We start from the raw sequence: 20986 nt of genomic DNA, 5'->3' as shown, positions 1-20986 counted from the left end.
CCACCGATTCAAGAAGGAATCACCGCTGTGGACTCCTCCCACAACTCCTCCCACCTGCCTTCATCTCCGATGCCCGCCTCGTCTCCCCAGCCCCCGAACAGTGCCTGGATTCCCTGGCTGCTGGTCATGCTCCTGTTTTCCGCCCTCATCGCGGCGTGCGTCGGATTCCTCAAGGCCCTCGACAGCACCCCGGTTTCCGGGGTGCTGCTCTCGGCAGGGGCGGCGTTCGGAGCAACCGCGCTCCTCTGCCTGGCCGTGGTTCCGGTGGTCCAGCAACTGCGTCAGCGCGGCTAACGAGGTCCTCGCACCAACGTAGAACTCGCTGGGCTCGACCTGTGTCGCCGCCCGCTCGACCGCGGGCGAGAGGCGTCCTGACGCGAGAGCAATGTGTGAGCGGACAGTACGGCACAGATGTACGAGCGGAATGGGTATGACCGCAGGGCGCTGATCAGGCCAGGAAAGCTCCCTGCGGCAGAGCCGGACTATCCCGGCGTCCCGCTGCCACCTCTAGGAGGTGCGTCGGCAGCTCCGAAGGATGGTTGAGCATCAGACGCCGGTCACAGACGAGGTCCTCGGCAGGCTGTGGGCCGTGGTGGGGATTGTTGAGCGGCTGGTGCCGGATGAGTTGTGGGAGTTGTTTCAGCGGGTGGTGCCGGAGGCTCCCTCGCGGCCGCAGGGTGGTGGTCGACGTCGGCACGGTGACCGGGAAGTGCTTGCCGCGATCGTGTTCGTGGCGACATCGGGCTGCGCGTGGCAGCAGTTGCCGGCCGCGTCGTAGTACGGCTCAAAGATTCACTTGATCACCGAGCGGACCGGTCTGCCCATCTCCGTCGGAATCGCGGCGGCGAACCTGCACGACAGCCACGCCCTCATCCTGCTGGTGAAGGGCATACCACCAATCCGCTCCCGCCGCGGACGTCGGCGACGCAAGCCCGGCAAGCTCCACGGCGACAAGGGTTACGACTATTCCCACCTGCGGCGATGGCTACGCGAGCGCGGCATCACCCACCGCATCGTCCGCAAGGGTGTCGAGTCCTCGCAGCGGCTGGGCCGCCACCGCTGTACCATCGAACGCACCATGGCCTGGCTCGCCGGCTGCCGCCGACTCCACCGGCGCTACGAGCGCAAAGCCGACTACTTCCTTGCCTTCACCAGCATCGCCTGCACCCTCATCTGCTACCGCAGGCTCGCTTGCTGATGTGGGTGCGCAGCAGCCGTACGGCCAGATCGTGATCGTAGAAAGTGGCCATGCCCCGGGGAGTGCGACCGTCTGGATCAGCGAGCTCAGGATCCGCGCGGGCGAGCAAGCTGGCCAGAGCCTCTGCATCCTCGCGCTCGACCGCGTAATGAGCCGGTGTCCAGTAGCCACTCACCATGGCATTCAACAACGATCGGCACGTACCTACCAGCGACTATCCATGCAGTCGACGGCCAATGGAGATGACGTCTTAGACCGCCACGTCCACCTGGTCGTCGACCGGCACTCGGCCCACCTCTCGAAGGCCGTCCGGACCTGGCTCGCCGACCACAAGGACCAGATCGAGCTGCCCTTCCTGCCCTCGTACTCACCCGAGCTGAACCCCGACGAGCTGGTCAACGCCGACCTCAAGCGCAGCCTGCCCCACACCCACCGGGTCAGGAACCAGGCCGAACTCGCCACCGAAACCCGCAGGTTCTTCCACCGCCGATAAGCCAACCCCACATCGTGCGCGGATACTTCGGCGGCCCACACGTCCGCTACACCCTCGACGAGTGAACCCAATAAGTTTCTGATCAATACGTTCCGTCGGCCGATCAGAGCGACGCGAAGCAGCGTCACACAGGCGGCAGTCCGCTTGATGGTCGCTAGTCAGTAGTCGAATGCGTCGAGGTGCCGGCGCAGCAGGTCACCGATGTCTTCGCGGCCCCCTTCGACTGGCAGCGGCGAGGGGGTGTCCTCGCCGTTCGCCATGGCGAGGCTGCTGGCGAAGCGCACGAGGTTCGGCGCCGGAGTGAACGAGTCGCGCAACCAGACGGCGAAGGCGCCGGCCTCGTCCGCCGTCACATCGGTGAGGGTGATGTAGGCGTAGTCGGGCTCGGCGATGGACGCGGTGCCGTCCAGCCACACGTCCGGCGCCAGCTCGATCTCGAAATCCAGCACGGTCAACTCGTGGACGCCGGACCGCCGGTGCCCGATGGCGGGGTCGGGAAATGCCTCTCGCAGCGCCCGCTCCAAGGAGTCCAGCGTGGCGTGCCAGGCTCCACCGTTCCCCTCGGGGGGATAGAAGGCGAAGTTCGTCCGGATGTTTCGTTCCGTGGCCATGGTCTTCCTTGTTCTCAGGGGACGTACCGCGTCGAGCCTGGCGTGCCCGTCATCGCCATCATGGACTGCCAGTAGACGGCGTTGTCCCGCCCGTTCGTCACGATCTCCAAGCCCCGGATCTCGTTGCTCGGGGGGGGGCCACGGCCTGCTTGTAGCGGACGAGCTCCTTCTCGTCACCCGCGTACATGGAGTCGACGACCGGGTCCCATGAGATCTTCCCCTGATTGTTGATCTTGACGGGCTTCGCCAGTGTCTCTTCGACCCGGTCGAGTGTGCGGAAGCTCTTCTTCGTGCAGTCCGGGTCCCGTACGTGCTTCGCCTCGACGAGATGGCCGCCGAGGGGGCGTATGCCGTCCACCATGAGCCCGCGCTTGCTCCCGAGCAACGGCACTTCCCGCTCGGGGTAGCCGGCCACGCGGAGTTGGTAGGCGTTGTCCGGGGCCGCCGGGCCACCGCCGCCGGGTCGGAGGGTATTCACCCACGCGCGGAACTGCTGCTGCTCCGCCGCGGTGAGCAGACGGGTCGTCCCAGGGACCGGTGGAATCGGGTCGACGAAGGAGATACCCGGGTCGACGGGGTTGATCATCGGAGCCAGGGCGGGCACCTGCCCGGTGTACGACGCGAGGACGACGGGGACAGGTACGGGTATCGGCGCGGGAATGAGGGGCGGCAGGAACGGGAGTCCCGGGATGGCGGGTGCCGCAGGCGGATCGGCCGCGGGGAGCTTGATGCGGGCGGCGGACGAGTCCAGTGCATGGCCCACGGAGCCGAGGTCCCGGATCCAGGAGTCTCCCAGTACGGCGTCGAGCAGTCCGCCATCGTATCCGTTGCCCCCGAACATCGGCTGGTCCCAGGGCATGTCGACCGCGAAGAAGTCCAACTTGCGCTCGGCGATCTTCCCCTTGGCGGCCTCCACGTGCTCGGCGTACCGGTCACATGCCTTGGCTATCTGCGTGCAGGCGGCGACGAGGTTCGTCACCAGCGGCTCGCCTTCCTCCGTCTTCGCCGGAGGGCAGGTGAGGCCGACGCTGTGCTTGACGTACATCTGGAAGGCATCGGCGGCCTCGCCGGAGTGTGCCTTGCTCCCGGTGAGGGCGTAGGTCTGCGCGTCCTCGAGGAAGCGCTGCATGAGCACCCCGGCGTGACGCCCGTGCGCGGCGCTTCTCAGCACGGTCGCAGCTCCAGCAGAGCCACCCCCTCAGGTTGCGTGCCGAAGGTGGAGAGCCAGCAGCCGGCCGTCGCACAGACGGTTTGCTCACCGGTGGGGCCGTGGTGAATAACGATTTCCTGACCGGTGGGAGTGCGCTCGTAGCCCTCTGGGCGCTGCGTGAGGATGTAGTCGCCGTGGATGAGCGGATGAAACTGCACAAGCTCGAACTTCACGTGATCGGGCGCGGAGGAACCGTAGTGGTCCATGCAGTGCTGCTTCCACCAGCGGCGCAGGTAGTTGAAGTCATGCACCGCCCATGCCCACATACGGCCGCCGGTCGTGGACAGGATCTGTTGGCCTTGGCGGCCGGGAGCATGGGGGACTTCGACCTCTTCCCACTTCCCTTCATCGAGGTCGAACACCCCGTTCTCGCACCGCTGCCCGGTCGTGGAATCGGTCGCGATGCACCGGAGCTCATGGATCTCGCAGGGCGCGATCCGCAGAGTCCCGTAGTACGAGATGACATGCCGGATCTCCTCGACCTCCTCAGGGTCCGGGCCGGCGACCTCCTCCTCTTCCACCGGTTCGATGTGCGGTGTGAACTCGCCCCGCTCGATCCGGCCGCGCATCCGTACCGCGAGCCGGGCGACAACGTCCTCCAGCTCTGGAGGGAGATCGTGATGGTCGACCGTGGGGCAGACGGCTGGATGAGGAATGCGGCAGTACTTCGTGTAGGGATCCTCGCCGGGGTAGGCGATTCCCCGGTTGAGATGCCAGCGCATCTTGGGCGGAACCGGCCGCGCGGGGAACTCCGGGGAGAGGGGGATCCGGAGACTGTCGTACCGCTCGTACCACTCGATGGGTGTGCCGCACTACTTGCACCGATCCACGGCGGTCCGGCGCAGGAGCTTGGTCTGGTTCGAACGATGCAGAAACAACGACACGGCCGTGCCCCGATTCCTGATGCCGACGGGAGGATCAGCGAACTAGCAGGATACGACACCCAGTTCGGGCGAAGCCGCACAGAAGGAGGTCGGAGGCAGACACGCCCGCACCGACGAGGGCCGGTCTCTTTGGCATGCGGTCCAGCCAGGGCATTCCACTCCGCGTCGCTCGGATTCCACTCATCCCTCCTCGGGTACGTCACCGAGCGGGCCTTGGTCGTCAGGGCCCTCGTGCTCCAAAGCGAAGAACTGGGCCAGCCCCTCTTGAATCCACTTGCCGCTCGTATACGGAACCGAGGTGACGCTAATCGGGTGTGTCAGGAGCTCCGAGGCGGCGAACACCGCCATAGCCGCATGGCGCTCCCCCAGGAGAGGCGCAAGGTTCTCGTATAGGTTCCTCAGGTGAGTCGCCCCGCGGGCCACAACCCGCTCGTCCACCTCCCATTCGGGCGCCAAGCCCTCGTGCTTCGCAAGCGCCTCAAGGAGCAGCAGAACCGCCCGGGGGTCCCAGCCGTCAGGGTTGGCATCAAGCCAGGCCAGGTCGACGTCCTCCCATTCGGGGGTACCTGCGGCCGCCTGGGCGGGGACACGCTCGACTGATGGTGCCGGGAGCGCTAAGCGAAGCGAGGGGACGGTCGCCTCGACCGGGTTGACATCGAGCACGGTGTAGAACAGGACGCGGGTCATGGCAGCCACTCCGTGACGCTGGATCTCGCTGAACGGCTTGATGACCCAGTCGGGGTCGTCGACGGCTTGCTTGGCGAGGTTCTCGAACTGGTTCACAGCGTGGGTGGTCATGTTCGCCCGGGGAGCGTAAGGGCTCCTCTGGGCGGCCTCGGCGGCGGCGCGGGTGGCTCGCCACGCCAGGTTGTAACTCTCGCCGATGGAACGGTGCCCTGCGACCTTCTCGGCGGCCTCGGTAAGCCGAGCCGTGTGATTGTCCGGCACCGCAGGCAGGTTGAGCTCGACCAGACGGTTGTTGAAGTAGCGGATCGTCTCGCCTGCGATGAGCTCCTGGGCAAGCGCGAGGAGATCATCCTGACGACCCGCGTTCATGGCCGCAGGCCGGAGCTCCTTCGCGAGGTGAGCATCCAGATTCTTCACGGCGATGCCGGCGCTCGGGCCTGGGGGAGCGAACAGTCTGGCTTTCAGCGGATAGAACTGACCAGTGAGCCGGGGGGACGCTACGGCGTCAAGGTCGCCTCCGGCGTCCTGAACTGCCTGCTCGAACGATGCCGGCTCCCAGGTGAAGGCGCTCGGCGGGCTGCCGGGGTCGATAGCCAGCAGGTCCGCGTGGACGGTGGAGGCGACGACCGAGTAGATCTTCTCAGCCTGCGGGTACAGAGGTGTCACCCAGTCGCCAACCTGGGAAATCGGCGAGGTCGAAGCCGCGTACCGCAGAAGCGCCAGAGTGGCCACCATCTCCTTGACGCCGACATGCGGGAACTCGCCGGCGCAGGGAAAGGAGGCCGGGTACTTCTCCGTGAGGGCTTCCTTCTGTGCGGTTGCCCACCGATCTCGTGCACCGGCGGCGACCTGCTGGGCACGGGCCTGAGCTTGGGCCTTCTCTCGCTTCGTCTTCCTGGACGGGTCCGTGACGAACTCGATTGCCGCGACCAAGGACGGGGTGCATTCCACACACGCCGGATCGTGGCCGTCGATGACCTGCTGGAAGGCCGTTCGGGAGGTGAGGCTGAGCGGGCCGGCACAGTCAGGGCACGCTCGCTCTGGCACCGTGGCCCGCACTCCTGCGGCGGCCACCACGTAGAGCTGTTTTCCCCAGCCTGCGACGCTGATGTCCTTCGCCTTCTCGGACCAAACGGGGGTTCCCAGTTCGGGTGTGAAGCCCGCCAGGGCCCAATACCGTTCGCCTACGGCGACGAGCTCGGGGTCGGCCTCGGCAACTGGGACAACGGTTGGGATCAGCCGAGACAGGTCGGCCACCGATGGTGAGAGATCAGAACTCTGCGTCACTGGGTCACTCTATCGGCCGCATGCCTTGCCGCTGGAGCGAACCAGTTAGATCGACTTGATCACCGAGCTCCCTGTACGCCGCCAGCACGCTTCCCTCATCTGCCATCCGAACCATGCCTCCAGTTCAGGGGTTGCCTGCTGGCCCTCCCCCAGGGCTCCCATCCCGAAGCCCATCCACAATCTCCGTCCACGAGCTGGTCCCACGGAGTCAACATGCCCCTCTCCCACGCGCGTGAGCGGGCCTGGGCAGCTTGCGGCTTCCGCCGGCGACATCGTCGCCGTGCCCCCAGTGCGCGCAGCCCGTGATGCTGGACTCTTCAAGGCCCAGCCAATGTTCACCCACCTCACGGCGACGGCGTGGAGCGGCCAGACGTCATGACCGCCGAGGCGGACGCCATCATCCGGTACGCAGCTCCGTACCGCCCTGGCACACCTGGCTCCACTGAGCCTGCTTTGCCCCCCCAAGGCCACATCCCCTCGTCGGGCACCCAGGCCCTTACCGAGCCCCACCTCCACCTCATCGGCTACGACGCCTGGACCGGACCCGCCTCCCTCGTCGGCGTGGGACGCCCGGCACGAAGCGCGGCACGAGCGATCGCCAAGCTACTGCGACACTGACGGCTCTTCGTGAAAGTGTCTGCGGCACAAGACCGTGCTCACCTCTAATGAGTCAATGGAGCACCAGGAGTCGAAGCCGACCAACACCGACGGCAAGCAGGTCCTGCAACTCGTCGTCGACACGCCTGTCGGCCTGGGCGTGCGAACAGTGCCCGCCGCGCTGTCCCTGCCTCCGGACGTCGATCAGGGGACTGGCGCCGAGCTCGCAACCCACCGAGCGGCAGCAATGTGGGGGCTTCCCGACTTTGTCTACCGCTCGGCCATCAGAAAGGTCGCATCTGGGCAGCGCGAACTCGGCGATCGCCTGCTTCTGGTTGACGGCCGTGGTGCGAGTGTCCAGATCAAGAGCCGCGAGGGCGCGTACAAGGACGACGCCGGAGAGCAGTCTTGGCTGCAGAGCCGAGGACGCAAGGCGGCGCGACAGGCCAAAGGCACGGTGCGCAATCTGCGGACGCAGGCCGCCGACCTCGTGAACGGGCGCGGCCGCACAATCACCGTTCATGGCGGCGACTACGAATGGCTGGTGGTCGTCGTCCTCGACCACGACCACGTACCCACGGACGTGATCGTGGACTGCGAACTCACAGGCATCCCGAGCGTCGTCCTGATCAGGAGGGACTGGGAGTTCCTCTTCGACCAGCTCCGGTCGGCCACGGCGGTGCTCGACTATCTGTTCCGCGTGGCCGAACTGCCCCCGGTGCCCCTCGGCGAAGAGCCCGTCCGTTATTACGAACTGGCCGCCAAGGACCTCGCGGCCACGCCGGGAGAGGTCAACCCGGCCGTCCTCGTGCTCGGCGGTGACCACCTCTCTGCGCCGCTGCTGCCTCAGGCGCCGGTGGGATCCGGTGGGATCCGGTGCCAACCAAGCCCACCTGGTCACCCGGATGATTCTCGAAGACATCGCCACCAGCACAATGAAAGAGGGCATGACCGAGAAGAACCGGCTCACACTGCTATCCGAGGTCGACGCGGGCCTCCCCGTCAGCTTGCGCGAGGAGTGGGGCAGGCTGCTCCTGGACATGCTTGGCGACGTCCACAATGCCCCCAACGGGGGGATCAAGTGGCGCTGGCGTCGCGTCATCAAGCCGACCGGCACCCGGCAGCTCGTCCTCGGGTGCGCCACTCGCCACGATCCGTACGTACAGACTGCCTTCATGTCGTACGTCCTTCTCCGACACCACGAAGTGACGCAGGCAACCGGCCTACCGGAGGAAAGCGTGACGCTCGCAGTGCTGCTCACCCCTCTGCTGCAGGACACGAAACCTTGGGACACACAAGCGATGCGCATCGAGGGCGTCAGCAGACTGACGGCCGAGGAAATCGAGAACTACACCAAGCTCTGGTCGGTGTAGCCACCTTGCCGGCCCGTCAGACGACGTTCGAACTCCGGAGTTCGGCAAAAACGGTGTCCGCAACCACCGAGGACGCACTCCTGCACCCCTACCCGGAAGGACCGTTCCACAGCCCCGCCGTCCCGAAAACGCCCGAGGTTTTCGGGAGCGGCCACCGCCGTCACCCATCCGCTCAGGTCAGAGCCATCCCACTCCCCCACCCACCAAGTGCCTTCTAAACACTCGGCAGCGAAGCTGCGCGGCACACCAATGGGTGTAGGGCCCCTCAGTTGAAACCTCACCGAACCTCGATGCCAGCCCAGCGGGGCGCACTCGCTGGGCTGGCAGATCCAAGGTCCTGCGTTCGGCCTCTACAAACCTTGCGTTCGGCTGACCTCCACCGGACGCAACAAATGCTGGCCTGAGACGAGGTCAACTCGTGCAGCTGCCGGCCGTGCCCCAGCGAAGGAACTCCGTGCCTCCAGCGCTGTCAAGTACCGCCACCGCGTACTGGGCGTAGCCCCATGCCTGCCCCGCGCGAGATTCCGCGAGAACTGTCCGGCAGGCAACGCCGGCGGCGGCCTCTGCCCACTCCTCTCGCGTGCTCTGGTCCCACTCGGGCTTCGTGGCCCACACGTACATCACGCCTTCGTGCGGAGCGAAGCCGATGCTGGTGTTCTGGTCGCTGATGTAGCGGGGGTCTTCGAACAGACGGGAGTTGGCGTTCCAGTCGACAAAGAGCTGGTGGACCGCCTCGGTTGCCACTCTGATTTCGCGCTTGTCGACGCTGGGGATCTGGGCCGCGGCCAGTCCTTCTTCGGCGGGGTGCCAGCTCGGCTCCTGCCCGGGGTCGGCGGCAGTGCGGTCGATGGTCTGCGTGATGCAGCCGGTGTTGGCACGGAAGTCGTCCTCCCACACGATCGCCGGCGCCGTGGACGTGGTGTTGTCGACCAAGACGTACTCGTCGTACGGAAGGGACTTGTAGATGCCCGCCATCATGCGCAAGGTGAGGCAGGCGTTCTTGGCTACTCCCTGCACAACACGTGACTCCACGGCCGGGCCGCTGATAGCTATGTAGAGCTCTCTCCGAGACGGGGCGTAGCCCACGTCGTACTGACCGCTGTAGTTGTACTCCTCGCCCATGCCGTAGCTGAGGTCGTGCCCGAGTGCGGCCTCGGTCTCGATCTCCACTTCCCCTTTGGCACGACGAGCTGCACGCCACGTGTCGATCGTCGCCTCGTCCGCGTTCGCAGGAGTAGGGGATGACGCGGCGTCCACCACAGCCTGGGAGCTTGCTGCGGGTGAAGCGGAAGCCGGCATGGTGGCGGTCTTGCTGGGGGATGCGCCGGCGGGAGGAGGGGAACTCGTCGAAGCCGTCTCCGTCTTGTCGGGCTGCAGGGCCAGCGCTCCACCCGCCAGGCCACCTATGACAGTGCCCACCACCGCCGCGATGCCGACGAGTCGTCTGCTGGAACGGGCAGGACGTCTCCAGTTCGGGTCGTCCGGAGTGGGGACGTCCCACTGGGCAGCGACGAGATCGCCCACCAGTGTCGGCTCCGCACCCGTCGGCGCGACCTGTGTGGCCTGGGCTGCGAGGAGAACGGCACATGTCTCGGCAGCGTCCCACGCTGTGGCTCGGTCCCCCGGCTCCTTGGCAAGAGCGCTGCTCACGATGGCGTGGAGTTCACCAGGAAGGCCACGCAGATCAGGTTCCTCGGACATGACCCGGTAGGCGACCGCGTCGGGGGCTCCCCCGCCGAAGGGCGCACGACCGGTGGCTGCGAAGGCTATGAGAGTGCCCCAGACGAACATGTCGCCCTCGGGGCCCGTTGTACCGGTGCGGTAGTGCTCAGGGCTGATCCATCCTGGGGTGCCGGTCAGAATGCCGGTGCGCGTCACGGATGTGCCGTCGGCGGCATGAGCGATGCCGAAGTCCAGGACTCGGGGACCGACCGGGGTCAGGATGACGTTCTGCGGCTTGACGTCCCTGTGGACGACACCCGCGGCGTGAATGGCCGCGAGGGCCTGGGCTGTGCCCGCAGCAAAGGCGTAGAGGGTTCCACCGGCCAGCGGCCCGTGCGCGGCGATGTACCGATCGAGGGTGAGCCCTGGGGCATAGGCAGTGGCCAGCCACGGCGACGGTGCTTCGACGTCAGCCGCGATCAGGGGTATGAGGCAGGGGCCCTGGACACGGGCGGAGAGCTGCACTTCTCGGCGGAAGCGCGCCCGGAACTCCGCGTCGTCCGCCTGAGCAGGGTGGACGACCTTGACCGCGACCCGTAGACCGGCGGCGTCAAGGCCGGCGAACACCGTGCCCATGCCCCCTGAGCCGAGGCGTCCGATGATCCGGTAGGGGCCGACGCGCTTGGGGTCACCGGGGTGGGCAGCCAGCACCCGCCCACCAGAACGAGCACTGCTCACCGGGCTTCCGATCTCCTTAAGACGTGCAGCAGGCCAGCGGCCGGACGCATGCCGGTACTGAAGCTGGATATTAGCCGCGCGTCGAGGCGATTAGCACTGCCTTCTCAGGCGATGGTCGGCAACGCTTCCTCATCGATCGCACAAGAGCGAAACGGAGCCGACGAGCTTCGCTCGCCGTGCTCCATCGCTTTCGCCGCAGCGCGTCTGTTCATCGGTACGCGCCGCGGCCCGGCCCTCCCCGACGATCGCCTGACACCCCATCAGAACGAGCGTCAAATGGGCGTCACGAGCGTCACCTCAGCGTCAAGATATCGCCCACAGCGCGCAAAAAGCACACCCACAAAACCGCAGATCAGGCGTCCTTCTTCACCGGCTCCAGGATCGCCACGCACTCCACGTGGTGCGTCATCGGGAACAGGTCGAACGCGCGGAGGGTGCGGACGCGGTAGCCGCGGTCGGCGAAGTAGGAGATGTCGCGGGCCAGGGCCGCCGGGTCGCAGGCGACGTAGGCGATGCGGCGGGCGCCGAGGCCGGCCAGGTGGTGGACGGTCTGCTTGCCGGCGCCGGCGCGGGGCGGGTCCAGGACGATGAGGTCGACGTCGGTGATGCCCGTGCGCGGGAGGACCGACTCGACCTTGCCCTGCTCGATGCGGACGCGCGGGAACCCGGCCAGGTTGTGGCGGGCGTCCTCGACGGCGCGCTTGCCGGACTCGATGCCGAGCACCGCGCCCCGCTCGCCGACGCGGTCGGCGATGGCGCCCGCGAAGAGGCCGACGCCGCAGTAGAGGTCGAGGGCGGTGTCGCCCTTGCGGGGGGTGAGGCCCTGCATGACGGCGAGCATGAGGGTCTGGGCGGCCTGCGGGTGGACCTGCCAGAAGCCGCCGTTGCCGACGCGGTAGGTGCGTTCGTCGGCCCGCTCGCGGACGAAGGCGCGGCCGTGGACGCGGTGGACTCCGCCGTCCTTCTCGTCGACGCGGAGGACGGAGACCGGCTTGTCCAGTTCGACCAGGGGGAGGCGGGCGCCGGGGCGCGGGGTCAGGATCACCTGGCGGTCGCCGGAGCCCGAGGCCGCGATGGCCTCGACGGAGGCCATACCTTCCCAGGTGCGCTTCTCGATGCCGAGTTCGGAGACGCCCTGGGCGGCGATCATGCAGTGGTCGATGATCTCGACCTCGTGCGAGCGGTGCTTGCGCAGACCCGCGTGGCCTTCGGCGTCGACCGCGTACTGGACACGGGTGCGCCACTGCGGGACCTCGCCCGGCGGCAGCTTGTCGCCCTCGGCCGGCATGACGGTGCCGTCCCAGCCGGCCTCCTCCGGGGTGAGGCCGGCGAGCCGCTGGAGCTGCTCGGCGATGACCTCGCCCTTGAGGCGGCGCTGGGCGCCGGGCTTGGCGTGCTGCCAGTCGCAGCCGCCGCACTTGCCGGGGCCGGCGAAGGGGCAGGGAGCCTCGACGCGGTCCTTGGAGGGCTCGAGGATCGTGATCGCGTCGGCGCGCAGGAAGCGGGAGGTCTCCTCGCCCTCGGTGACGCGGGCGACGACCTTCTCGCCGGGCAGCGCGTGCCGGACGAAGAGGACGCGGCCCGCCTCGGTGCGGGCGATGCAGTGGCCGCCGTGGGCCACCGGGCCGACCTCGACCTCGTACTCTTCCCCGACCAACGACGAAACAGGGGTGTTCTGCATGGCGGGGAGACTCCAAGGGGGAGGTACGGGGAAGTGACCGTGGGCTGCCGTTCGGACGGCAGCCCACCAGTCTAGTTGTTCTTTGCGGTCGGTTCCTTCGGGCGCTTCTCGACGGGGCCTCGGCGGACCGATCCCGGCGCGTTCCAGTCCTGGCGCTTCCGGGCCCGCTTCTTCGCGGCCTCGGAGGACTGGAGCTGGTACGGGACGGAGGTCACCATGACGCCCGGGGTGAAGAGGAGCCTGCCCTTGAGTCGCAGGGCGCTCTGGTTGTGCAGCAGGTGCTCGTACCAGTGGCCGACGACGTACTCGGGGATGTAGACGGAGACGGCTTCGCGCGGGCTCTCGCGGCGGATGTTCTTGACGTACTCGATCACCGGGCGGGTGATCTCGCGGTACGGCGAGTCGAGGATCTTGAGCGGGACGTTGATGCCGCGCCGCTCCCACTCCTCCCTGAGCGCCTTCGTCTCGACCGGGTCGACGTTGACGGTCAGCGCCTCCAGCTCGTTCGCGTGCATGAGCTTGGCGTAGGCCAGGGCGCGGAGGGTGGGCTTGTGGAGCTTGGAGACGAGGACGATGGAGCGGACCCGGGAGGGGCGCACGTACTCGTCGGGACGTTCCTCGGCGGCGGCGATCTCCGCGGAGACGGAGTCGTAGTGCCGACGGATCGCGCTCATCGTGCCGTAGAAGATCACCATGCCGAGCAGGGCGACCCAGGCGCCGTGGGTGAACTTCGTCGCGAGGACGACGACGAGGACGAGGCCGGTGAAGAAGGCGCCGAACGTGTTGATCGCGCGGGAGCGGATCATGTGGCGGCGCTTGGCCTGGTCCCGCTCGCCCCTCAGGTGCCGGTTCCAGTGCCGGACCATGCCGATCTGGCTGAGGGTGAAGGAGACGAAGACGCCGACGATGTAGAGCTGGATCAGCTTGGTCGAGTCGGCCCCGTAGACCCAGACGAGGAGGGCCGCGGCGCCGGCGAGGAGCACGATGCCGTTGGAGAAGGTGAGGCGGTCTCCGCGGGTGTGCAGCTGGCGCGGCAGGTACCGGTCCTGGGCGAGGATCGAGCCGAGGAGCGGGAAGCCGTTGTACGCGGTGTTCGCGGCGAGGAAGAGGACGAGCGCGGTGGCGGCGGCGAGGACGATGAAGAAGAACGTTCCGTCGCCGAAGACGGCGGCCGCGACCTGCGAGATGACCGGGTCCTGGACGTAGCCCGCGCCGACCGGCTCGCCGTTGAGCAGCAGGTCCTCGGCGGGCTTCTCGGCCATCCGTACGTCGGTGGCCATGGCCAGGAAGATGATGCCGCAGAACATGGTGACGGCCAGGCCGCCCATGAGGGCGAGCGTGGTGGCGGCGTTCTTCGACTTCGGCTTGCGGAAGGCGGGGACGCCGTTGGAGATGGCCTCGACGCCGGTGAGCGCGGCACAGCCGGAGGAGAAGGCGCGGAGCAGCAGGAAGACCAGCGCGAAGCCGGCCAGACCCTGGTGCTCGGGCTTGATCTCGAAGTCGGCGGTGGGGGCCTTCATGGTCTCGTCGAGGACGATCCCCTTGTACGCGCCCCAGGCGATCATGATGAAGACGCCGGCGACGAAGACGTACGTCGGGATGGCGAAGAGGCTGCCCGACTCCTTCACTCCGCGCAGGTTCATCAGCGTGAGCAGGATGATGACGGCGACCGCGCAGGCCACCTTGTGCTCGACGACGAAGGGGACCGCGGAGCCGAGGTTCTCGATGCCCGAGGAGATGGAGACGGCGACGGTCAGGACGTAGTCGACGAGCAGGGCGCTCGCCACGGTGAGTCCGGCCTTCGGCCCGAGGTTGGTGTTGGCGACCTCGTAGTCGCCACCGCCGCTCGGGTACGCGTGCACGTTCTGGCGGTACGAGGCGACGACCGTGAACATCAGGACGACGACCGCGAGCGCGATCCAGGGGCTGAAGTGGTAGGCCGACAGGCCTGCGACGGAGAGGACCAGCAGCACCTCGCCGGGCGCGTACGCCACCGAGGACAGCGGGTCGGAGGCGAAGACGGGGAGGGCGATGCGCTTCGGGAGGAGGGTTTCCCCGAGCTTGTCGCTGCGCAGGGCCCGCCCGATCAGGATCCGTTTGGGCACGTCGGTCAGTTTGGACACGGAGAGGATCGTAAGCGTTCGAAATCCGCCATGCGCACCGGCACCCCCGATCCGCACCGAATCTCCCTGAGTACCACCTCGGATGCGGTCCCCGCCAGCGTTGCCGCATAAGCTCGGACCGGGCAACCCGGCAGGGCGTTGCCCGCCGCGGCCCGGGCCGATCGGGCGAGGAAAGTTGTGAGCAGGTTGTTTTCGCAGGTCAGCAGGGCGATCAGGAGTGCGGGGTAAGGGGACGTGCACATCGTCATCATGGGCTGCGGGCGAGTGGGAGCCGCTCTCGCGCAGACCCTCGAACAGCAGGGGCACACCGTCGCGGTCATCGACCAGGACCCGACGGCTTTCCGTCGTCTGGGGTCCGGTTTCGGCGGACGCCGCGTCACGGGCGTGGGCTTCGACCAGGACACCCTGCGCGAGGCCGGGATCGAGGACGCCGGGGCCTTCGCCGCGGTGAGCAGCGGTGACAACTCCAACATCATCGCCGCGCGGGTCGCACGCGAGATGTTCGGCATCGAGAACGTGGCGGCCCGGATCTACGACCCGCGCCGAGCCGAGGTCTACCAGCGCCTCGGGATCCCGACGGTCGCGACGGTCCGCTGGACCGCCGACCAGATGCTGCGGCGGCTGCTGCCCTCCGGCGCGGAGCCCCTGTGGCGCGACCCGAGCGGTGGCGTGCAGCTCGCGGAGGTGCACACCTCCCCTGCCTGGATCGGTCACAAGGTGAGCCGGCTCCAGGAGGAGACCGGTGTCCGTGTCGCTTTCCTCACCCGACTGGGCGAGGCGATTCTGCCCACCTCCCAGACGGTGCTCCAGGAGGGTGACCTGGTGCACGTGATGATGCGTACGGACGAGATCGCGAAGGTCGAGGAGGCCTTCGCCGAGGGTCCTGAGGAGGGCGGTCACTGATGCGTGTCGCTATTGCGGGCGCGGGTGCGGTGGGCCGTTCCATCGCGGGCGAGCTCCTGGAGAACGGGCACGAGGTCCTGCTGGTCGACAAGGCGCCGACCGCCATCTCGGTGGAGCGGGTGCCGCAGGCGGAGTGGCTGCTCGCCGACGCCTGCGAGATCACGTCCCTCGACGAGGCGGCGCTCCAGCGCTGCAACGTGGTGATCGCGGCGACCGGTGACGACAAGGTGAACCTGGTCGTCTCGCTGCTCGCCAAGACCGAGTACGGCGTGCCGCGCGTCGTCGCCCGGGTGAACAACCCGAAGAACGAGTGGCTGTTCAACGAGGCCTGGGGTGTGGACGTCGCCGTCTCGACGCCTCGCCTCATGTCGGCCCTGGTCGAGGAGGCGGTGAGCGTCGGCGACCTGGTCCGGCTGCTCCGCTTCAGCCACGGCGACGCGAACCTGGTCGAGCTGACGCTCCCGCCGGAGTCGGCGCTCGCCGGTACGTCGGTCGGGGACGTGGCCTGGCCCCAGGACACCTCGCTGGTGACGATCATCCGCGGTTCGCGGGTGCTGACGCCGAGCCCCGAGGAGACCCTGGAGGCCGGCGACGAGCTGCTGTTCGTGGCCGCGCAGGCTCGCGAGGAGCAGCTGGAGGACCTGCTGCAGGTCCGCCGCGACCCCTCCGAGTCCTGACCCCGGGCCGACCGAGCCGGGGCCGACCGAGCCCGGACCTACAGAGCCGGGGCCGCTCGAGCCCGGACCGACGGAGTCCTGCCCTACCGCGTCCTGACGGACCGGAGGGCGCTGTGCACGGGGAAGGGCCCGGAACCTGGTGACAGGTTCCGGGCCCTTCCCCGTGACACGGACGTACGGGGGTTGCCGCTCAGGCCCCCTGCTGCCCCTTGGCGGCCTCCTTGCGGGCCTTCTCGGCGCGCTCCTCGGCCTCCATCTCGGCGAAGACGTCGATCGGCGGCGGCGCCTTCGCGAGGAACACCCACGTGAGGTAGACCGCGAGCAGGAACGGCGGGATCTTCAGGGCGACCAGGACCCAGCCGAACTTGGTCGTGTCGGCCCACCAGTACATCGGGAAGAGGATCGCGCACTTGCCGAGCAGGATCAGGCCCCAGGCCAGGCTGGCCTTCGCGTACGCCTTCTTGCGGCCCGGGTTGCGGGTGCGCCAGGAGAGGTTCTCCTTGAAGACCGGGCCGAGGATCAGGCCGATCAGCGGGACGCCCGCGGCCGTGGTGAGGAGGTACGCCAGGGCGAGGCCCAGGGTGTACAGCATCCCCGGCAGGTAGAAGTCCTTGGCATTGCCGGTCATCATCGCGAAGACGACGCCGAAGGCGACACCGAAGACGCCGCTGAAGGCGTGCTTGACGGTGTCACGGCGGACCAGCCGGACGGCGACGAGTGCCAGCGAGACGGCGAGTGCGGCGATCGCCGAGACGTGCAGGTCCTTGTTGATCGTGAAGATCGTGACGAAGAGCAGGCCGGGCACGACCGTCTCGATCATGCCCCGCAGTCCGCCGAACGCCTCGAACAGCGCGGCCTCGGTGACCTCCTTCGAAGCCTGGGCGTCCTGCGGGGCCTGGGCGTCCTGATCCGTGGTCGGCTTGTCGAGCGACGTCACCGGCTACTCCTGTCCGAGCGGTCGGAGCTCGTATTTGGGGTTGAAGAGGACCCGCCGGCCGTGGCTCATGGAGATCCGGCCGGAGGCGATCAGCTTGCGGCCCGGCTCGATGCCCACGATGGAGCGGCGGCCGAGCCAGACGACGTCCAGCGGCGCCGTGCCGTCGAAGAGCTCGGCCTCCAGCGCGGGCACACCGGCGCGGGGACGCAGCGTGACCGTGCGCAAGGTACCAGTCACCTTGACTATCTGGCGGTCGGAGCAGTCACAGATGCGCGTGCACCCCGTCGCCTCGGCGTCCTCCTGGAGCTCCTCCGACTCCAGGTCCTCCGGGGTGGAGGAGAGCCGGTCGAGCATCCGGCGGAACCGTCCGGCCGACTTCTCTGTACGCGGTGCAGCACTCATACAGAAAGCGTACCGGCCTCCACTGCCACCAGGACCGGCCTTCCGTACGGCATTCGTTTCACCGTTCGAAGCGGTAGCCCATGCCCGGTTCGGTGACGAAGTGGCGGGGGTGCGAGGGGTCGGCCTCCAGCTTCCGCCGCAGCTGCGCCATGTACACCCGGAGGTAGTTCGTCTCCGTTCCGTACGAGGGGCCCCAGACCTCCTGGAGCAGCTGCTTCTGGCTGACCAGCCGCCCGCCGTTGCGGACGAGGACCTCCAGGAGGTGCCACTCGGTGGGGGTGAGCCGGACGTCCCGGCCGTCGCGGTGGACCTTCTTCGCCGCCAGGTCGACCGTGAAGCCCTCGGTCTCGACGACCACGACCCCGTCCTCGGCGCCGCCGACCGGCTCGGCGCGGCGCACGGCCGCGCGCAGCCGTGCGAGGAGCTCGTCCATGCCGAAGGGCTTGGTGACGTAGTCGTCGGCGCCCGCGTCGAGCGCCTCGACCTTCTCGTCGGAGGTCTGGCGGGCGGAGAGCACCAGGATGGGCACCCTCGTCCAGCCGCGCAGGCCCTTGATGACCTCGACGCCGTCCATGTCGGGAAGCCCGAGGTCGAGGACGACGACGTCGGGGTGGCGCTCGGCGGCCAGCCGGAGGGCGGTGGCACCGTCGGGTGCGGCGTCGACCTCGTACTTCCGCGCCTTGAGGTTGATCACCAGGGCGCGGACGATCTGTGGCTCGTCGTCGACCACGAGGACCCGGGTCATGGAGGGGGACCTTCCTTCTTCGGTACGGATACGGAAACGGGTGCGGGTGCGGGTGGGGGTGCGGGTGCGGGTGCGGGTGGGGAAGCGGATACGGAAACGGGTGCGGGTGGGGACGCGGATCGGGTACGCGTACGGGCCGCCGCTCAGCTCACCGCGTGCGCCGGGAGGTCGGCGGCCACGGCCGGGGGCCCGCCCGGCGCGGTCCTGAGCGTGAGCACCATCGTCAGCCCGCCGCCCGGGGTGTCCTCGGCGGAGAGAGTGCCGCCCATGGCCTCGACGAAGCCGCGGGCGACCGCGAGGCCGAGGCCCACACCGGCGCCCCGGGGGGCGTCCCCGAAGCGCTGGAAGGGCTCGAAGATCCCGTCCTTGCTGTCGTCGGGCACGCCGGGGCCGTGGTCCACGACCCGCAGCTCGACCCGCCCTCCCAGGGTGCTGGCGGCGACGGCGACGGGTTCGCCCTCGGGGCTGTACTTCACGGCGTTCTCGACGATGTTGGCGACGGCCCGCTCCAGGAGGCCCTTGTCGACCTCCACCATCGGCAGCGTCTCCGGGATGTCGAGCTCGGCGCTGCCGTCCGGCACTCCCCCGAGGGCCATCGGGACGACCTCGTCGAGGTCGACGGCCCGGATCAGCGGGGTGACGGTGCCGGTCTGGAGGCGGGACATGTCGAGCAGGTTGCCCACGAGGTGGTCGAGGCGGTCGGCGCCCGCCTCGATGCCCTCCAGGAGCTCGGCCCTGTCCTGCTCGGACCATTCGACGTCGTCGGAGCGGAGGGAGGAGACGGACGCCTTGATGCTCGCGAGCGGGGTCCGCAGGTCGTGGCTGACGGCGGCCAGCAGGGACGTACGGATCTTGTTGCCCTCGGCCAGCTTCCGGGCCTCCTCCGCCTCGCCCACGAGCCGCTGCCGGTCGAGGACGACCGCGGCCTGGGCGGCGAAGGCACCGAGGACGCGCCGGTCCTCCGCCGGCAGGACCCGGCCCGTCAGCGCCAGCGCCAGATGGTCGCCGACCGGCATGTCCACATCGGCCTCCTCCGGCCGTACGACCGGGTGGGGGCCCACGCTCGCCGCCTGGGTCCACGGCTCGACCTCGTCCGTCCGCTCCAGCAGCGTCACCGTCTCCATCGAGAAGGTCTCGCGGACCCGTTCGAGGAGGGCGTCCAGGCTGGTCTCGCCGCGCAGGACGCTGCCGGCGAGGTACGACAGCACCTCGGACTCGGCACGGAGCCGGGCGGCCTGGTGGGTGCGCCGGGCGGCGAGGTCGACCACGGAGGCGACCGCCATCGCGACACCGAGGAAGACGACGAGAGCGACGATGTTCTTCGGGTCGGCGATGGTGATCCGGTGGACGGGCGGGGTGAAGAACCAGTTCAGGAGGAGCGAGCCGGCGGCCGCGGAGGCGAGCGCCGGCAGGAACCCGCCGAGCATCGCGGCGGCGACGGTCAGCGCGAGGAAGAGCAGCATGTCGTTGGCGAGGCCGAGGTCGGCGTCGACGTGCGTGAGGAGCAGGGCCAGGCAGGCGGGCCCGGCGACGCCGACCATCCAGCCGCCGAGGATCCGGGACCGTCCGAGGCGCGCCCCGTGCGAGACGGGCAGTCCCCGCCCCTTGGCGACCTCGCTGTGGGTGACGATGTGGACGTCGAGGTCGGTCCCCGAGTCACGGGCCACGGTCTGGCCCACACCCGGACCGAGCACGTACTGCCAGGTGCGGCGGCGGCTGGAGCCGAGGACGATCTGGGTCGCGTTGACCCCGCGGGCGAACTCCAGGAGCGCGGAGGGGATGTCGTCGCCGATGACGTGGTGGAACGTTCCGCCGAGGTCCTCGACGAGGGTCCGCTGGACGGCCAGCTCCTTCGGCGAGGCGGAGGTGAGACCGTCGCTGCGGGCGATGTAGACGGCGAGGACCTCGCCGCCCGCGCCCTTCTCGGCCAGCCGGGTCGCCCGCCGTATGAGCGTGCGTCCCTCGGGGCCGCCGGTCAGACCGACGACGATGCGCTCCCGGGCCTGCCAGGTGGAGCGGATGTTGTGCTCGCCCCGGTACTGCTGGAGGTACTCGTCGACCCGGTCGGCCGTCCACAGCAGCGCGAGCTCGCGCAGGGCGGTGAGGTTGCCGGGGCGGAAGTAGTTCGAGAGGGCCGCGTCGACCTTGTCGGACGTGTAGACGTTGCCGTGGGCCATACGGCGGCGCAGGGCCTGGGGCGACATGTCGACCAGCTCGATCTGGTCGGCCCGGCGGACCACCTCGTCGGGGACGGTCTCCCGCTGGCGTACTCCGGTGATCGCCTCGACGACGTCCCCGAGCGACTCCAGGTGCTGGATGTTGACCGTCGAGACGACGTCGATGCCGGCCGCGAGGAGCTCGGCGACGTCCTGCCAGCGCTTGGAGTTCCGCGAGCCGGGGACGTTGGTGTGGGCGAGCTCGTCGACGAGGGCGACGGCCGGCTTCCTCGCCAGGACCGCGTCGACGTCCATCTCCGTGAAGGTGGCCCCCCGGTACTCCAGGGTCCGGCGCGGCAGCTGCTCCAGGCCGTGCAGCATCACCTCCGTACGCGGCCGTCCGTGGTGCTCCACGAAGGCCACGACGCAGTCCGTGCCGCGCTCCACCCGACGGTGTCCCTCGGAGAGCATCGCGTACGTCTTGCCGACGCCCGGCGCAGCGCCGAGGTAGATCCGAAGCTTGCCGCGTCCCATGGCATGACCATACGTCCAGCCAATCGGACATTCCGCACACCAGGAGAGGCCCCGGTGCGGTATTGACGTGATTCTGATGTCGGGCCGA

General features: G+C 68.5%; 16 protein-coding genes and 3 pseudogenes. 6 read left to right on the top strand and 13 right to left on the bottom strand.

Going from position 1 to position 20986, the window contains the following annotated elements; genetic code table 11:
• The first annotated feature begins 126 nt into the window (after positions 1 to 126).
• Positions 127 to 294: a hypothetical protein gene (locus OG580_RS27460; protein ID WP_267046322.1), complete on the top strand. Its 168-nt coding sequence runs from the start codon at positions 127 to 129 to the stop codon at positions 292 to 294.
• Positions 295 to 598: 304 nt separating this feature from the next.
• A pseudogene (locus OG580_RS27455) lies at positions 599 to 1198 on the top strand (IS5 family transposase).
• On the opposite strand, the gene OG580_RS27450 reads toward OG580_RS27455, so the two are convergent.
• Positions 1170 to 1376 carry a hypothetical protein gene (locus tag OG580_RS27450; RefSeq protein WP_267048146.1) on the bottom strand — a complete coding sequence of 69 codons (207 nt, stop codon included), beginning with the start codon at positions 1374 to 1376 and terminating at the stop codon, positions 1170 to 1172. The pseudogene OG580_RS27455 and the gene OG580_RS27450 sit on opposite strands and share 29 nt — an antisense overlap.
• 123 nt (positions 1377 to 1499) lie before the next feature.
• Here OG580_RS27450 and OG580_RS36180 point away from each other — a divergent pair.
• Positions 1500 to 1773: pseudogene (locus tag OG580_RS36180) on the top strand (transposase); the annotation flags it as partial.
• A 76-nt stretch (positions 1774 to 1849) separates the two neighbouring features.
• Here the strand turns inward: OG580_RS36180 and OG580_RS27440 are convergent.
• The 5 genes and pseudogenes from OG580_RS27440 to OG580_RS27415 form a co-directional block, all read right to left on the bottom strand.
• On the bottom strand, positions 1850 to 2302 hold the full coding sequence (locus OG580_RS27440; RefSeq protein WP_267046321.1) for a hypothetical protein: 453 nt from the start codon (positions 2300 to 2302) through the stop codon (positions 1850 to 1852).
• Between the two features lie 14 nt (positions 2303 to 2316).
• A pseudogene (locus tag OG580_RS36175) lies at positions 2317 to 2888 on the bottom strand (restriction endonuclease fold toxin-2 domain-containing protein).
• Between the two features lie 578 nt (positions 2889 to 3466).
• Positions 3467 to 4312, bottom strand: a complete 846-nt coding sequence (locus OG580_RS27430) for a DUF6083 domain-containing protein (protein ID WP_267048145.1) — start codon at positions 4310 to 4312, stop codon at positions 3467 to 3469.
• A gap of 264 nt (positions 4313 to 4576) precedes the next feature.
• The gene (locus OG580_RS27425; RefSeq protein WP_267046319.1) at positions 4577 to 6370 is read right to left on the bottom strand and encodes a hypothetical protein; all 1794 of its coding nucleotides are present in this window, start codon (positions 6368 to 6370) and stop codon (positions 4577 to 4579) included.
• A 670-nt stretch (positions 6371 to 7040) separates the two neighbouring features.
• Positions 7041 to 7937, bottom strand: coding sequence for a hypothetical protein (locus OG580_RS27415; RefSeq protein WP_267046318.1), 897 nt, complete (start codon positions 7935 to 7937; stop codon positions 7041 to 7043).
• Between OG580_RS27415 and OG580_RS27410 the strand changes: the two genes are divergently transcribed.
• On the top strand, positions 7915 to 8340 hold the full coding sequence (locus tag OG580_RS27410) for a hypothetical protein (RefSeq protein WP_267046317.1): 426 nt from the start codon (positions 7915 to 7917) through the stop codon (positions 8338 to 8340). The two genes, OG580_RS27415 and OG580_RS27410, sit on opposite strands and share 23 nt — an antisense overlap.
• A gap of 411 nt (positions 8341 to 8751) precedes the next feature.
• On the opposite strand, the gene OG580_RS27405 is transcribed toward OG580_RS27410, so the two are convergent.
• The 3 genes from OG580_RS27405 to OG580_RS27395 form a co-directional block, all read right to left on the bottom strand.
• Entirely contained in the window at positions 8752 to 10740 is a 1989-nt protein-coding gene (locus tag OG580_RS27405; protein WP_267046316.1) for a serine/threonine-protein kinase, read from the bottom strand.
• A gap of 352 nt (positions 10741 to 11092) precedes the next feature.
• Positions 11093 to 12421 carry a class I SAM-dependent RNA methyltransferase gene (locus OG580_RS27400; protein WP_267046315.1) on the bottom strand — a complete coding sequence of 443 codons (1329 nt, stop codon included), beginning with the start codon at positions 12419 to 12421 and terminating at the stop codon, positions 11093 to 11095.
• A gap of 71 nt (positions 12422 to 12492) precedes the next feature.
• Positions 12493 to 14544 (bottom strand): APC family permease, encoded by a 2052-nt coding sequence (locus OG580_RS27395; protein WP_267046314.1) that lies wholly within the window; start codon positions 14542 to 14544, stop codon positions 12493 to 12495.
• 234 nt (positions 14545 to 14778) lie between these two features.
• On the opposite strand from OG580_RS27395, the gene OG580_RS27390 reads away from it, so the two are divergent.
• Complete coding sequence (locus OG580_RS27390) at positions 14779 to 15447, top strand: TrkA family potassium uptake protein (RefSeq protein WP_267046313.1); 669 nt, start codon at positions 14779 to 14781, stop codon at positions 15445 to 15447.
• Positions 15447 to 16124, top strand: coding sequence for a TrkA family potassium uptake protein (locus OG580_RS27385; RefSeq protein ID WP_267046312.1), 678 nt, complete (start codon positions 15447 to 15449; stop codon positions 16122 to 16124). The genes OG580_RS27390 and OG580_RS27385 overlap by 1 nt, the downstream gene beginning before the upstream one ends.
• 190 nt (positions 16125 to 16314) lie before the next feature.
• Here OG580_RS27385 and OG580_RS27380 read toward each other — a convergent pair whose 3' ends face one another.
• The 4 genes from OG580_RS27380 to OG580_RS27365 all read right to left on the bottom strand — a co-directional run bounded on the left by OG580_RS27380 (position 16315) and on the right by OG580_RS27365 (position 20898).
• On the bottom strand, positions 16315 to 17061 hold the full coding sequence (locus OG580_RS27380; RefSeq protein ID WP_267046311.1) for a DUF3159 domain-containing protein: 747 nt from the start codon (positions 17059 to 17061) through the stop codon (positions 16315 to 16317).
• A gap of 3 nt (positions 17062 to 17064) precedes the next feature.
• Positions 17065 to 17463 (bottom strand): OB-fold nucleic acid binding domain-containing protein, encoded by a 399-nt coding sequence (locus OG580_RS27375; protein WP_267046310.1) that lies wholly within the window; start codon positions 17461 to 17463, stop codon positions 17065 to 17067.
• Positions 17464 to 17521: 58 nt separating this feature from the next.
• Positions 17522 to 18208, bottom strand: a complete 687-nt coding sequence (locus OG580_RS27370; RefSeq protein WP_024758518.1) for a response regulator — start codon at positions 18206 to 18208, stop codon at positions 17522 to 17524.
• Positions 18209 to 18351: 143 nt separating this feature from the next.
• The gene (locus OG580_RS27365; RefSeq protein ID WP_267046309.1) at positions 18352 to 20898 is read right to left on the bottom strand and encodes a sensor histidine kinase KdpD; all 2547 of its coding nucleotides are present in this window, start codon (positions 20896 to 20898) and stop codon (positions 18352 to 18354) included.
• Positions 20899 to 20986 lie beyond the last annotated feature (88 nt).

The organism is Streptomyces sp. NBC_00094, assembly GCF_026343125.1.
Taxonomy (GTDB): Bacteria; Actinomycetota; Actinomycetes; order Streptomycetales; family Streptomycetaceae; genus Streptomyces.
The sequence above is the reverse complement of the archived record's forward strand: the minus strand, read 5'-3'. Positions and strand labels throughout refer to the sequence as shown.